This is a genomic window from Pseudomonas sp. SW-3, assembly GCF_016615645.1.
Classification (GTDB): domain Bacteria; phylum Pseudomonadota; class Gammaproteobacteria; order Pseudomonadales; family Pseudomonadaceae; genus Aquipseudomonas; species Aquipseudomonas mandelii.
Genome location: NZ_CP067098.1, coordinates 276109 through 289702 on the forward strand (window position 1 = coordinate 276109; position 13594 = coordinate 289702).

The 13594-nt window shown below is 58.0% G+C and carries 13 protein-coding genes and 2 pseudogenes; 6 read left to right on the forward strand and 9 right to left on the reverse strand.

What is annotated here, in order from left to right:
- The first annotated feature begins 74 nt into the window (after positions 1 to 74).
- The gene (locus JIO00_RS01205; protein ID WP_010464772.1) at positions 75 to 1388 is read left to right on the forward strand and encodes an ATP-binding protein; all 1314 of its coding nucleotides are present in this window, start codon (positions 75 to 77) and stop codon (positions 1386 to 1388) included.
- Positions 1389 to 1519: 131 nt separating this feature from the next.
- Here the strand turns inward: JIO00_RS01205 and rimK are convergent, their stop codons facing one another.
- The 3 genes from rimK to rimA are packed head-to-tail and all read right to left on the reverse strand — an operon-like array spanning position 1520 to position 3698.
- Positions 1520 to 2425 (reverse strand): 30S ribosomal protein S6--L-glutamate ligase, encoded by a 906-nt coding sequence (rimK, locus tag JIO00_RS01210; RefSeq protein ID WP_007949201.1) that lies wholly within the window; start codon positions 2423 to 2425, stop codon positions 1520 to 1522.
- A complete protein-coding gene (gene rimB, locus JIO00_RS01215) occupies positions 2422 to 2901 on the reverse strand; it encodes a retropepsin-like aspartic endopeptidase RimB (RefSeq protein WP_010464766.1) in 480 nt (159 codons plus the stop codon). The genes rimK and rimB overlap by 4 nt, the downstream gene beginning before the upstream one ends.
- Before the next feature lie 17 nt (positions 2902 to 2918).
- The gene (gene rimA, locus JIO00_RS01220) at positions 2919 to 3698 is read right to left on the reverse strand and encodes a S6 modification regulatory phosphodiesterase RimA (RefSeq protein ID WP_102593423.1); all 780 of its coding nucleotides are present in this window, start codon (positions 3696 to 3698) and stop codon (positions 2919 to 2921) included.
- A 116-nt stretch (positions 3699 to 3814) separates the two neighbouring features.
- On the opposite strand from rimA, the gene JIO00_RS01225 reads away from it, so the two are divergent.
- Positions 3815 to 4222: an RNA-binding S4 domain-containing protein gene (locus tag JIO00_RS01225; RefSeq protein WP_010464763.1), complete on the forward strand. Its 408-nt coding sequence runs from the start codon at positions 3815 to 3817 to the stop codon at positions 4220 to 4222.
- Positions 4223 to 4395: 173 nt separating this feature from the next.
- Here the strand turns inward: JIO00_RS01225 and JIO00_RS01230 are convergent.
- Positions 4396 to 4614, reverse strand: a pseudogene (locus tag JIO00_RS01230) (phosphatase PAP2 family protein); the annotation flags it as partial.
- A 101-nt stretch (positions 4615 to 4715) separates the two neighbouring features.
- Between JIO00_RS01230 and hslO the strand changes: the two are divergent.
- Together hslO and JIO00_RS01240 are read left to right on the forward strand one after the other, a co-directional pair.
- Positions 4716 to 5618, forward strand: coding sequence for an Hsp33 family molecular chaperone HslO (gene hslO, locus JIO00_RS01235; protein ID WP_083375279.1), 903 nt, complete (start codon positions 4716 to 4718; stop codon positions 5616 to 5618).
- A 182-nt stretch (positions 5619 to 5800) separates the two neighbouring features.
- Complete coding sequence (locus tag JIO00_RS01240; protein ID WP_077747502.1) at positions 5801 to 7342, forward strand: phosphoenolpyruvate carboxykinase; 1542 nt, start codon at positions 5801 to 5803, stop codon at positions 7340 to 7342.
- 129 nt (positions 7343 to 7471) lie between these two features.
- On the opposite strand, the gene JIO00_RS01245 is transcribed toward JIO00_RS01240, so the two are convergent.
- From JIO00_RS01245 to JIO00_RS01260, 5 genes and pseudogenes are all read right to left on the reverse strand, one after another.
- Positions 7472 to 7837, reverse strand: coding sequence for a DUF1493 family protein (locus JIO00_RS01245; protein WP_077747503.1), 366 nt, complete (start codon positions 7835 to 7837; stop codon positions 7472 to 7474).
- Positions 7838 to 7926: 89 nt separating this feature from the next.
- A pseudogene (locus JIO00_RS29700) lies at positions 7927 to 8082 on the reverse strand (YhfG family protein); the annotation flags it as partial.
- Between the two features lie 129 nt (positions 8083 to 8211).
- A complete protein-coding gene (locus JIO00_RS01250) occupies positions 8212 to 8511 on the reverse strand; it encodes a hypothetical protein (RefSeq protein WP_010464752.1) in 300 nt (99 codons plus the stop codon).
- A 446-nt stretch (positions 8512 to 8957) separates the two neighbouring features.
- Positions 8958 to 10085 (reverse strand): hypothetical protein, encoded by a 1128-nt coding sequence (locus JIO00_RS01255; RefSeq protein ID WP_200667466.1) that lies wholly within the window; start codon positions 10083 to 10085, stop codon positions 8958 to 8960.
- 88 nt (positions 10086 to 10173) lie between these two features.
- Positions 10174 to 10437, reverse strand: coding sequence for a hypothetical protein (locus tag JIO00_RS01260; RefSeq protein ID WP_083375276.1), 264 nt, complete (start codon positions 10435 to 10437; stop codon positions 10174 to 10176).
- 270 nt (positions 10438 to 10707) lie between these two features.
- Between JIO00_RS01260 and JIO00_RS01265 the strand changes: the two genes are divergently transcribed.
- On the forward strand, positions 10708 to 11211 hold the full coding sequence (locus JIO00_RS01265; protein WP_200667467.1) for a polysaccharide deacetylase: 504 nt from the start codon (positions 10708 to 10710) through the stop codon (positions 11209 to 11211).
- 260 nt (positions 11212 to 11471) lie between these two features.
- A complete protein-coding gene (locus tag JIO00_RS01270) occupies positions 11472 to 13406 on the forward strand; it encodes a RecQ family ATP-dependent DNA helicase (protein WP_102593426.1) in 1935 nt (644 codons plus the stop codon).
- The last annotated feature ends 188 nt before the right edge of the window (positions 13407 to 13594 follow it).

Below are 13594 nucleotides of genomic sequence, written 5' to 3' on the forward strand. Positions count from 1 at the left end.
GGACAATCGTCCGCAGACTCGCGATCCGCAATATGCGAGCATCGCTCGCTCCTGCAAGTGTGTAGCGGTTATTCATGAAAACCCCCGTTTGGTTCCCCCAGAGTTTCTTCTCCCGCACCCTGTGGCTGGTGCTGATCGTCGTCTTGTTTTCCAAGGCACTGACCCTGGTTTATCTGTTGATGAACGAAGACGTGCTGGTGGACCGCCAATACAGCCACGGTGTCGCCCTGACGCTGCGCGCTTATTGGGCCGCTGATGAAAAGAACCGAGAGAAAATCGCTGATGCTGCCACCCTGATCAGGGTCGTGGGCGCGGGTGTGCCGGAAGGCGAGCAACATTGGCCTTACAGCGAGATCTATCAGCGGCAGATGCAGGCTGAGTTGGGTGCCGACACCGAAGTTCGATTACGCATGCACTCACCGCCGGCCCTGTGGGTTCGGGCACCTAGCCTGGGCGATGGCTGGCTGAAGGTGCCGCTGTATCCGCATCCGTTGCGCGGCCAGAAAATCTGGAACGTGCTCGGCTGGTTCCTTGCTATCGGCTTGCTGTCCACCGCCTCGGCGTGGATCTTCGTCAGCCAGCTCAATCAACCCTTGAAACGTCTGGTGTATGCCGCACGGCAACTCGGCCAGGGGCGCAGCGTGCGCCTGCCGATCAGTGACACGCCGAGCGAGATGACCGAGGTGTATCGCGCCTTCAACCAGATGGCTGAAGACGTCGAGCAGGCCGGTCGCGAGCGCGAGCTGATGCTGGCCGGGGTGTCACACGACCTGCGTACACCGCTGACCCGTTTGCGCTTGTCCCTGGAATTGATGGGCGACCACAACGACCTCACCGACGCGATGGTGCGTGACATCGAAGACATGGACGCGATCCTCGACCAGTTCCTCGCGTTTATCCGCGATGGTCGTGACGAGTCTGTCGAGGAAGTGGACCTGATTGACCTGGTTCGTGAAGTCGCTGCGCCGTATAACCAGAACGAAGAAAAAGTGCGTCTGCGCCTGGAACCGATCCAGGCGTTTCCCTTGCGTCGGGTGTCGATGAAGCGGCTGCTGAACAATTTGATCGGCAACGCGTTGCACCATGCTGGCAGCGGGGTTGAGGTGGCGGCTTATGTCTCCGGTGATACCAGCGCGCCGTACGTGGTGCTGAGCGTCATGGACCGTGGCGCAGGGATTGATCCGTCGGAACTGGAGGCGATCTTCAACCCGTTCACCCGGGGTGATCGTGCCAGGGGCGGGAAGGGGACAGGACTTGGACTGGCCATCGTGAAGCGGATCGCTTCGATGCATGGCGGGAATGTCGAGTTGCGCAATCGGCCGGGTGGCGGGCTTGAAGCTCGGGTGCGGTTGCCGCTTGGGCTTATGTTGCCGCGGGATGCGGTTTAACAGCTGACTACTCCGATCATTCCCACGCTCTGTGTGGGAATGCAGCCCTGAACGCTCGGCGTCCCGGCAACAGCCGAACGCGGAGCGTCCGTTAGAGCATTCCCACGCAGAGCGTGGGAATGCCCAGTGGGTCAGCCCTTGCCTTTGGTGCGCGTCATATTCGGCCCGCCATTCTTCTCAAGATGCTCGATGATGATCCCCGCCACATTCTTCCCGGTGGTGGTCTCGATCCCTTCCAGCCCTGGCGACGAGTTCACTTCCATCACCAGCGGCCCGTGATTGGAACGCAGGATATCCACGCCCGCCACCGCCAGCCCCATGACCTTGGCCGCCCGCAACGCGGTCATGCGTTCTTCCGGGGTGATCTTGATCAGGCTGGCACTGCCACCGCGATGCAGGTTGGAGCGGAACTCTCCAGGCTTGGCCTGGCGCTTCATCGCCGCGATCACCTTGTCGCCCACTACGAAGCAGCGAATGTCCGCGCCCCCGGCTTCCTTGATGTATTCCTGAACCATGATGTTCTGCTTCAGGCCCATGAAGGCCTCAATCACCGACTCTGCCGCCGTCGCCGTTTCACACAACACCACACCGATGCCTTGTGTACCTTCCAGCACCTTGATCACCAGCGGTGCGCCGTTGACCATGTCGATCAGGTCGGGAATATCATCCGGTGAATGCGCAAACCCGGTGACGGGCAAGCCGATGCCGCGGCGCGAGAGCAATTGCAGTGACCGCAGTTTGTCCCGCGAACGGGCGATGGCCACCGATTCATTGAGCGGGAAAACCCCCATCATTTCGAACTGACGCAACACCGCGCAGCCATAAAACGTCACAGACGCACCGATCCGCGGGATCACCGCGTCGAAACCTTCCAGCGGCTTGCCGCGGTAATGGATCTGCGGTTTGTGGCTGGCAATGTTCATATAGGCGCGCAGGGTGTCGATCACCACCATTTCATGTCCACGCTCGGTACCGGCTTCGACCAGACGACGAGTGGAATACAGACGCGGGTTCCGCGACAGCACAGCGATCTTCATGCAACACCTGTGGAAGAGGTAGATACCGGGAACACCGGCTTGTCTTGTACATATTTGATGCCCGGATTGACCACCAGTTGGCCGTCGATCAGGGCTTTGGAGCCGAGGAGCAGGCGATAACGCATGGACTTGCGGCAGGCGAGGGTGAATTCGACCCGCCATACCCGATCACCCAGGGCCAGTGTGGTGCTGACCACGTAACGCATCTGAGCGTGACCGTTGGAGCTTTTGATGGTTTTGCGCGTCACCAGTGGCGCCTCGCAGCGTCGATGGCGCAACTGCACCACCGTGCCCAGGTGCGCGGTGAAGCGCACCCAGCTTTCACCGTCGCGCTCGAACGGCTCGATGTCGGTGGCATGCAGGCTTGAGGTGCTGGCGCCGGTGTCGATTTTTGCGCGCAGGCCCGCCACTCCCAGATCCGGGAGCGCCACCCACTCGCGCAGACCGATAACGGTCAAATGGTCAAATGTCTTCAATAGGAAAAAACCGGCGATTAACGCGTCCAGGCCTCAGGTGCTACCTGGGCCAACGCTTTGAATGCAGGCTTGGCGAACCAGTAACCCTGCATCAGAAATATTCCACAGTCCGCCAGGAAATCCCGTTCTCCGGCGCTTTCGATGCCTTCGGCGATGACTGTAACGTTCAACTCCGCACACATTGTGACAACCCCTCGGACGATCGCCTGACGAACACGGTCGCGATCGACATCGCGGATCAGTGCCATGTCGAGTTTGATCAGGTCCGGTTGGAAATCAGCCAGCAGATTGAGCCCCGAGTAGCCCGCGCCGAAATCGTCGATGGCGGTCTTGAAGCCGAATTCGCGGTATTCACGCAGAATATTAGTCAAATGGCGATAGTTATCTACGTGCTCGCTTTCCAGGGTTTCGAAAATCAGCCGGTTGATGGGGAAGTTGTGTGTTTTCGCGGCTTCCAGAGTGGTGCGGATGCACAGCTCCGGGCGGTACACGGCGTTGGGCATGAAGTTGATGGACAAGTGTGTCTGCATGTTTAGATTGGCCGCTCCTGCAATGGCGCGGGTCCGGCAGAGCTGGTCGAAGCGGTAGCGATTTTCCTCGGTGACCTGGTCGAGCACCGACAGTGCGCCTTCCCCGGCAATGCCACGCACCAACGCTTCGTGAGCAAAAACTGATTGGTCGCGCAGATCGACGATCGGTTGGTAGGCAAAAGAAAAATCGAAGCCCAGCGGCTCGCTTTGCTGGCAGCCCTGGCAACCGCCCTGAGGCGAGGTCAATGAAGACGGGAATATAGTCACTCGATCACTCCATGCCGGTGAGCCGGCCAAGATCACAGTCTATCTGGGGGGCCGAGTTCTTGCGCCCGACAGAAACGGTAGTACAGTTCCGACTATGGGCTGAAAGAGGAATTCCAGTGGCACAAAAAAACGAAGAGGACGACAAGGTCCGTCTCGATAAGTGGTTGTGGGCCGCGCGTTTTTATAAAACACGTGCCTTGGCCAAGGCGGCAATTGAAAGCGGCAAGGTGCATTGCCGGGGTGAGCGCTGCAAACCGGGCAAGGAGCCGAGGGTGGGCGACGAGTTTCAGATTCGTGTGGGGTTCGAGGAACGCACGGTGGTGGTTCAGGCGCTATCGATTGTGCGCCGTGGCGCGCCAGAGGCTCAGACGTTGTATGCGGAAACCGATGCCAGCATCGCCAAGCGCGAAGCGGCTGCGGCCATGCGCAAGTCCGGCGCGTTGGGCATGAGCACCGATGGCAAGCCAAGCAAGAAACAGCGGCGGGATTTGTTCAAGTTTCGTGGGAGCAGTAACGACGAGTGAGGTAGATGCTTCTGTGTCGTCTGGGCTGAAGTCTTCGCGGGCAAGTCACGCTCCCACAGGTATAGCGCAGAACTTTGTGGGAGTGAGCCTGCTCGCGATCGAGTGCGCAGCACTCGCCGGCAGCACCACAAAATCAGGCCCTAAGCACCACACTCATCCGCGAAACTCCCCACATCGAATGGGCGCAGACTTGCAATCGCCCAGATGCGTAGCCATATCGGGTTGCTGGCCAGCGGCGCATTCAGCAGATGAAACAGCCACTCGTCGAAAATCACACACAGCATCTGACCTGTAGGCCATAACCAAAAGGCCAGCAGCGCCAGAGGCACGAAATTGCACAGAGCCAACCGGCGCAGGTTCCACCTTGCTTGGAACAAACCCGGATTGTTCATAAAATGCCTCCCATGGCTGAACGTCGCGCACCAAAGTGGTGCTGCAAAGGCGCAATTTTCACGGTTGTAACCATTTTGTCATTACTTCAGAACCCAGACCTATGACCGATCTACCGGATACCGACTACACCCAACGCTTCATCTTCGATGACAGCGACACCCGCGGCGAGCTGGTTTCGTTGGAACGGAGTTACGCTGAAGTCCTCGCCAAACACCCGTATCCGGAGCCGGTCGCGCAACTGCTCGGCGAACTGATGGCGGCCGCGTCGCTGCTGGTCGGCACGTTGAAGTTCGATGGCTTACTGATTCTTCAGGCCCGTTCCGACGGTCCGATTCCGCTGCTGATGATCGAGTGCTCCAGTGAGCGTGAAATCCGTGGCCTGGCCCGTTACGAAGCCGACCGGATTGCCCCCGACGCGACCCTCGCCGACCTGATGCCCAATGGCGTGCTGGCACTGACCGTCGACCCCACTCAGGGTCAGCGTTACCAAGGCATTGTCGACCTGGATGGCGAAACCCTGTCGGAGTGCTTCACCAACTACTTCGTCATGTCGCAACAGGTTGGCACCCGGTTCTGGCTGTACGCCGATGGCCGTCGCGCCCGCGGCATGTTGTTGCAGCAACTGCCTGCCGACCGCTTGAAAGACCAGGAAGAACGCGAGGACAGTTGGCAGCACATCACCGCGCTGGGCAACACCCTGACCGCCGACGAATTGCTGAGCCTGGACAACGAAACCGTGCTTCATCGCCTCTACCATGAAGAACAGGTGCGCCTGTTCGATGTGCAGAGATTGCGTTTCCGTTGCAGCTGCTCGCGAGAACGTTCGGCCAATGCTCTGGTCAGTTTGGGCATGGAAGACGCGCAGGCGCTGGTCATCGAGCACGGCGGCAACATCGAGATCGATTGCCAGTTCTGCAACCAGCGCTACCTGTTTGACGCGGCCGATATCACCCAATTGTTCGCCGGTGCGGGTGTCGAGACACCGTCAGATACCCGGCACTAAAACGGTTCAGCGCAGGTAAATTCACTGGATAGCGCCGGAATAACGCCGTTCTGACGGGAGGGCCCTACTATTTTTGGGCGTTTCTGGCATAATCCGGCCCACTTTTTGTCGCGGTAGTAGTGCACGACTTTCTACTACAAAACGTTTGGAGCACACTCGGCCACTGGCCGACGGGGAATCTCATGACGCAAGCCAATAACGCCGTGTACACCGATCTGAGTGTTGATGATCTGGTAAAAGAAGCTCTGAATCGCGGTGAAGGCGAGCTTGCCGACACTGGCGCACTGGTTGTTCGCACCGGTCACCGTACCGGCCGCTCGCCAGTCGACCGTTTCATCGTTGAAGAGCCGTCCACTCAGGCCGCCATTGCCTGGGGCCCGATCAACCGCAAGTTCCCGGCCGACAAGTTCGATGCCCTGTGGGACCGCGTCGAGGCCTTCAACAACGCGCAAGAACATTTCGTTTCCCACGTCCATGTAGGTTCGGCTGAAGAGCACTACTTGGCCGTGAAAATGACCACTCAGACGGCTTGGCAGAACCTGTTCGGTCGTTGCCTGTTCATCAACCCGGCTCAGTACAACCCGGCCGGTCGTGAAGAGTGGCAAGTTCTGAACGTCGCCAACTTCGAGTGCGTTCCAGAGCGTGACGGCACCAACTCCGACGGCTGCGTGATCATCAACTTCGCCCAGAAGAAAGTGCTGCTCGCCGGCATGCGTTACGCCGGTGAAATGAAGAAAGCCATGTTCTCGGTGCAGAACTTCCTGCTGCCGGCCGCCGACGTGCTGCCAATGCACTGCGCTGCCAACATCGGTGAAGCGGGCGACGTGACCCTGTTCTTCGGCCTGTCGGGCACTGGTAAAACCACCCTGTCCGCCGACGAAAGCCGTTACCTGATCGGTGACGACGAACACGGCTGGGGCGAAGGCGTTGTCTTCAACATCGAAGGCGGCTGCTACGCCAAGTGCATCGACTTGTCCGAGAAGAACGAGCCGGTCATCTGGAAAGCCATCAAGCACGGCGCCGTCCTGGAAAACGTCGTCATCGACGATGCCAAGCACGCCGACTACGCCGACGTCAGCCTGACCCAGAACAGCCGCGCCGCTTACCCGCTGGAGCACGTTGCCAAGCGTTCCGAGAAGAACCTCGGTGGCGAGCCAAACGCTGTGATCTTCCTGACCTGCGACCTGACCGGCGTACTGCCGCCAGTCTCGATCCTCAGCGAAGAACAAGCGGCCTACCACTTCCTGTCCGGCTACACCGCGCTGGTGGGCTCGACCGAAATGGGTTCCGGCAGCGGCATCAAGTCGACCTTCTCCACCTGCTTCGGCGCACCGTTCTTCCCGCGTCCGGCCGGCGAATACGCAGAACTGCTGATCAAGCGCATCCGCGGCTTCGGCTCCAAGGTTTACCTGGTCAACACCGGCTGGACCGGCGGCGGCTACGGCGTTGGCAAACGCTTCAACATCCCGACCACTCGTGGCGTGATTGCAGCGATCCAGAGCGGCGCGTTGATCGGTGCAGAAACCGAGCACCTCGACACCATCAACCTGGACGTGCCGTTGGCAGTGCCAGGCGTTGAGACTGGCCTGTTGAACCCACGTAACACCTGGGCTGACAAGGCTGCTTATGATGAAGCGGCCAAGGCGCTGGCTGGGTTGTTTGTTGAGAACTTCAAGAAGTTTGAAGTGAGCGACGCGATCAAGGCTGCGGGTCCTAAGCTGTAAGGCTTGGATTTAGCGAATGAAAAAGCCGCCCTTTGAGGGCGGTTTTTTGTGGGCGTTTGGTTTCACCATCCAACTCACAACTGCCAATATTCCAGCTGTGTTGGCGCTAAACGACCAGAATAATGGCACTTATGTGTTGGGCTCGATGCCTTCCAGTTGCTGCGTATCCCACCGTTGCATTTTGATCGCTTGGTAAAGCATGCCGATGGTCAGCGGGATTTTGTCACCGCGACCCTTTGCCTTTCGCTTGAGATGCACATCAAACCCTTCGGGCTGAAAGTAGCGATAGGCGTCGTAGTCATCGAGGTCGATCCCGAACTGTTGTTCCAGCGATTCCATCAAATGCCGCGCATCAGCGCCATTGCAGCCCAGGTCGAAGTTGATCGAGGTGGTGAGGCTGATGGTTTTGCGTTCGGGCAGGCCGAGCTCTTCGTGCAACAGCTGCATGAGCAGGTGCATGACTTGGTCGTCGGGGAAGTTGGGGGAGAGGTTCATTGCGGGGGTGTCCGGTTGGGCTTGGATGGATCTTATTGATCGGCAGGCTTGTGGGGAAGGGCGGGAGCGGGTTGTGACGGTTTGTCTTGTTGGTATTTGGCGAGCGCTTCTTCTCGCGTAGGCAGTGGTTTGTCGAGGTCTGCCGGTGATGTGTCGAAACCAGCGAGATGCAGACTGGCCAGGTAATTAGAGCGGCACACCTTTTCGTAGTGCGCTTGTTTGTGTTTGAACGTTAATTCAGACATCACGATTGTCTCAGGCGTTGAAGGCTTGATCGAATGCAGCCCGGGACGCTCTGCGTCCCAAGAGCCGAACGCGGAGCGTCCGTGGAGGCATTCCCACGCGGAGCGTGGGAACGATCTTTTCACTCGGCGTCAGGCAGGTGCTTTCCAGCCCATCATGCGTTGTTGGGCGACTTGGAGCAGGTCGCAGCCGTCCTGGGCCAAGAGGTAGAGCGCGTGGGTTATGTGGGGGATATCTTCGACGTCGCCGTGTTTGAAGCAAACGCAGTGCAGGGTTTTGAGGAGGTCGCTGGAGGCTCGGATGCGCTGGAGGGCGGCTTCGAGGATGTCCTGGGGGTTGGCCTCTGTGTCGATGATCAGGGGCGGGGAATCGGTTAGGTTGGTTTGTAGTGGGAGGTAGCGATCGGTTGTGGACGGGTTCCATGTATTCATTTTATGTATTCTCAAATGCATTAGATGAAGCCACTACCATCGTGACCAAGCGATGGAGGCGGACTGTGTTCGGGTTGGTCAACCGTTGGAACCCATAAAGGCCGGCACGCCTAAAGGCGTCCCAAACACAGCCACCATATAGCGTGCAGACACTTGAGTGCCGGCAGCATACAACGGACGCGTTTATGTATTCCATCGGGTGACCAAGCCCGGTCGCTGATTTGTCAGCGACAGTCACGACTATAGATACGAGCCATCAAGCAGCGATAGACGACAAAGAGTCTCCGCTTGTAGGACCTGGCCGAACCTTGGCTAGGCCCTTTCCATAGGAATTTTCCGCGGCGCAATTTCTCGCGTTTTTTCGCCATCAGCCTCATCGCGTCCTCATCAGAAATGCTCGGCGTGAATCATCAAGGTTGACCTGAACCTGCTCCCACACCCATCACTTAACCCATATGCTGATAAGCCGCCACATCCTGCAGGCCAGTGGTCAACCCAGTCGCCGGCGCGTAAATCGTGCCTCTCACCGCCGAGAACTTGACCCCGTTGCTGCCTAGCGAAACGTAGCGCTCGCCCTGGTCCAGTTCGGTGAAGAAGGTGTACGAGCACTTTTCCATCGCTTTGTATTTCGCGGCGGCGCTGGCCATGGCGTTGTGGTGGTTTTGCAGGTCGGTCGGGGTCAGGTTGGTGGTTTTGTTCAGCGGCACACCCCAGCGTTTCAAGCACACTTCGGCAAAGTGGCGGACGATCAGTCCGGGTTCGGCCAGCGCTTTAGGGCCGCTGACACCATCGGCGGCGGCGTTGCCGACCAGCGTGCCGTGGCGGCCGGGCATCGGGTAGATGTGAGTGCGGGTGCCGGTGGCCGTTTGCGGGATGACGCAGCTGAAGCCTTTGGAGCGTTCGTCCCGGGCGTAGAAGCCAACGTATTCTTTTACGTTGGCATTCAGTTTGACTTTTTCTTCCTGAAAGTTACCGATGCCCGGTACCGGATCTATCGCAAAGATGTTCACCGGGATGTTCTTCAGTGCGCTGTCCTTGAACATGGCATTGGCCAGCATATGGCAACTAATGCCGCCGCGGCTCCAGCCTACCAAGTTGACGTTGGTTGGAATAACGCCGTCCTTGCGGAATGTTTTGATGATTTGTTCCTGTAACTTCTGTTGGGTCACGCTGCGGTCGCCGTAGTTGTACTTGCGCCACAACCAGGAACCTTCGACGATCACATCTTCAATAGGGATTCCGGCAGCCTTGAGACGGTTGTATTCAGCCTCGGTCAATTTTTGACGTTCCCAGTCGCATTTGCCTTTGATGATGTTGATGGCGTGTTTGACGTTTTCTTCCCAGCCCTTGCCGAACAGCGTGCCGCTCAGGCCGTAGTCCCCGGATTTGGTGAACAGCTCGTCGGCTTGCAGGTTGCTGGTGCCGGGGCCGTCAATCACGATCCATTCGGCAAATTCGCGGCCGCCGTGATGGGAAGCCAGTGTCGAGACCAATTCGCCGTTCCAGTAAGTCGGGTTCTGGTTGTCGAATTTGGTCGAACCGGTGCCGCAGAAGAAAATAGTTAATGTAGTCATTGTAGTGCTCTTGATGGGTTTAAGAGCTTGCAGACTAGTGTTTGTTATTTGCAAGTTGAAGAAGTTAGTTGTTTCTGTATTTGTGTTTTTAAAGTTCTGTTCGTTGTCTTGCAACTTCAAGAAGTTCGCAGCCGTCCTGCGTTAATAAATAAAGTGCATTCACTATATGAGGAATATCCTTCAAATCCGCCTGTTTGAAGCACAGGCAGTAAAGTGTTTCGAGCAGGTCGCTGGCGGCGCGCAGACGTTGGTGGGCGGCGTCGAGGATTTCGTGAGGGTCGGCCTCGGTGTCGATGACCAACACGGGCGATTCGCTGTAGCGGGTTTTGAGCGGGCGATAGCGGTCTTGCATGAGGTCCGTCCTGTTTTCAGCGGCGACGCAAACTATAGAGGCGTACTTCCTGGCGTCGCAATACAGCGAAAATGGACGGGATTTGTAGGGGATTTACTTGCGTTGTGGCTTTTTGCCTACGTGTACCCCGAGGCTTTTTTCAGCAAATCCCCTAGAGGTCGAATTTCCTACGTGTTTGTCAGGCGCAACGCAGCAATCCTCTGTATGGTGCGCGCCAGAATCTGTAGGACGTTTCGAAAACGTCTGTTCAATGCTTAAAGGGAATTAGGTATGCAATGGCTACGTATGGCCTCGATTTTGTTGCTGTGGGCAGGTGTTTGTCGTTTGGCGGGTGCAGTTGACACGGATAACTCTTTGATCCTCGCCAATATGGATCGCACCGGTTGGCCAGATGCGATGACAAGCCAGGCCAATGTGGACACTGCGTCCCGCGCCGAAGTGTTGATGTTCGGTAAGGCGCTGCTGGCCAGCGAAATGCTCGACGAACAAAGTCTGAAACAGCGACTGGGCGTGCAGGATGTAAAGCTCAAGTCGGTCAGGCGAGTGCGTGACGGGTTGTGGGATCGGTTACTGATCACCTACCGCGGCGCCAGTCAGAACTGCGACGGCGAATCCTTCTGCCCTCGCGTGCGAAGCGTCGCCGATTTGCGTCAGTTGGCGGCGGCGTTCACGGGGGAAATCAGCCCGGCCCATGCGGTTTGGGTGAGCAAGAGCCAAACCGTTCACGAGCAAGCGCTGAATGATCAATTGCGTGTGGCGGTGTTGGTGCCCTGAGGGCTCTCGAAAGTCTTGCGGAGACTGCTCTGGTCTTTTCGCGAGCAGGCTCGCTCCCACACTATTTTGAAATGCATTTCCCTGTAGGAGTGAGCCTGCTCGCGATAGCGATCTGAACGCTGCCCAACCCTCATGCCTTGCCGTGTCCAGGTTGCATCCGCTGTATCATCCCGTATCGTTTTGGTCCCCGACCTTTTCTCGACTCGCTGCGTTTGCCGGCTAGGCTTTGGGCTTCGCAGCGGTCAACGGAGTGACAGCTTATGCACAACACCCTGGAACAGGTTTTCGGTTATCCACAGTTTCGGCCCGGCCAGGAGGCGGCGGTCAGCGCGGTGTTGGCTGGGCGTTCGGCAGCGGCGATTTTTCCCACCGGCTCGGGCAAGTCCCTTTGTTATCAATTGCCGGCGCTTTTGCTGCCGCACCTGACGCTGGTGGTCTCGCCACTGCTGGCGTTGATGCAAGATCAGTTGGCCTTCTTGCAGCGCCACGGTATTGCGGCGGGCAGCATCGATTCGGCCCAGAGTCGGGACGACGCAAGTGATGTGATGGCCCGGGCCAGGTCCGGCGAACTGAAGATTTTGATGATCTCTGTGGAGCGCCTGAAGAACGAGCGCTTTCGCAATTTCCTGCAGCAGGTGCCCATCTCGTTGTTGGTGGTGGACGAGGCGCACTGCATCTCGGAGTGGGGCCACAATTTCCGTCCCGACTATCTCAAGCTTCCCGACTACCAGCGCCAGTTCAACATTCCGCAGGCGCTGCTGCTGACCGCCACTGCGACGCCCAAAGTGATCGCGGACATGGAGGCCAAATTCGCCATCGCACCCGAAGACGTGGTGACCACCGGTTTCTACAGGCCGAACCTCAATCTGCTGGTCGAGCCGGTACGCGGTCAGGACAAGCGCCGACGTCTGGTCGAATGGATGAGCGAACGTCCGGGCCAGCCGAGTATCGTCTACGTCACCCTGCAAAAAACCGCCGAGCACATCGCCGAACACCTGGGCCGTAACGGCATACAGGCCGAGGCCTATCACGCCGGTTTGCCCCACGAACAACGCGAAGCCATTCAAAAACGGTTCATGGGCGGGCAGTCCAATTGCATCGTCGCCACCATTGCCTTCGGGATGGGGATCGATAAGAGCGATATCCGCAACGTCGTGCATTTCGACCTGCCCAAATCCATCGAAAACTACAGCCAGGAAATCGGCCGTGCCGGGCGTGACGGGCAACCGTCCGACTGCCTGGTGCTGGCCAATCGCGACAGCCTCAACGTGCTGGAAAACTTCGTCTACGGCGACACGCCGGAACTGGACGGCATTCGTTGTGTGCTCGATGAGATGCAAGCTGCCGCGCCAGAGGGGCAGTGGGAGTTTCTGTTGGGGCCCTTGTCGGACCAGAGCAACATTCGCCAATTGCCGCTGAAGACTTTGCTGGTGCAACTTGAGCTGCGTGGCTTGATTGCTCCGCGTTACGCCTATTACGCCGAATACCGCTTCAAGTATCTGCAAGAGCCGGAAGCCTTGCTGGCCCGCTTCGAGGGCGAGCGAAGAGACTTCGTTGCAGCCATCATTCAGACTTCCAGCCGTGCGCGGACCTGGGCTACGGTGAATTTCGACGCGCTCTATGAACAGCATCAGGCCGAGCGTAACCGGGTGGTCAAGGCCCTGGATTATTTCCAGGAGAAAGGCTGGGTCGAGCTGGAAAGCAAGCAGATGACCGAGGTCTACAGCCTGCTGCAAGCGAATGTCGACAGTCAGGCACTGAGCGCCGAACTGCACGCCTATTTCACCCAGCACGAACGTACCGAGATTGCTCGGATTCACGCGATGCTGGATCTGTTTGCCACCGACCACTGCCTGGGCTATCGCCTGGCCGAGTACTTCGGCGATGAAAACGCGCCTCGTCAGTGTGGACATTGTTCGGTGTGTCATGGGCACGTGGCGCGACTGCCATCGCCGCCGGAATTGCCGGCGCTTGTGGATAAAAACTTTGAAGCGCTGTGCGATGATTTTATCCACAGGCATGAACAGCACACCGGCAATGTGCCGTCGGCTGAACGCGTAACGCGGTTTTTGTGCGGGATCAGCGTGCCGCTGTTTACCAAGCTCAAGGCGCGTTCGATATCGGGATTTGCGGCGCTGGAAAATTATCCGTATGCCGACGTGCGGGAGTGGGCTGAACAACATCTCGCAGGCTGAACTGCGCCCCCCTGTAGGAGTGAGCCTGCTCGCGATAGCGGATTGTCAGCCGCTGTCGTTGTTGAATGTACTAACGCCATCGCGAGCAGGCTCACTCCTACAGGGGGCTCCAGTGTCTGGCTGAGGTAGATCCATCCGCTGAATGTTGCTCATCACAGGAATAAATTTCAAAAATGCCCAGCGGCTGA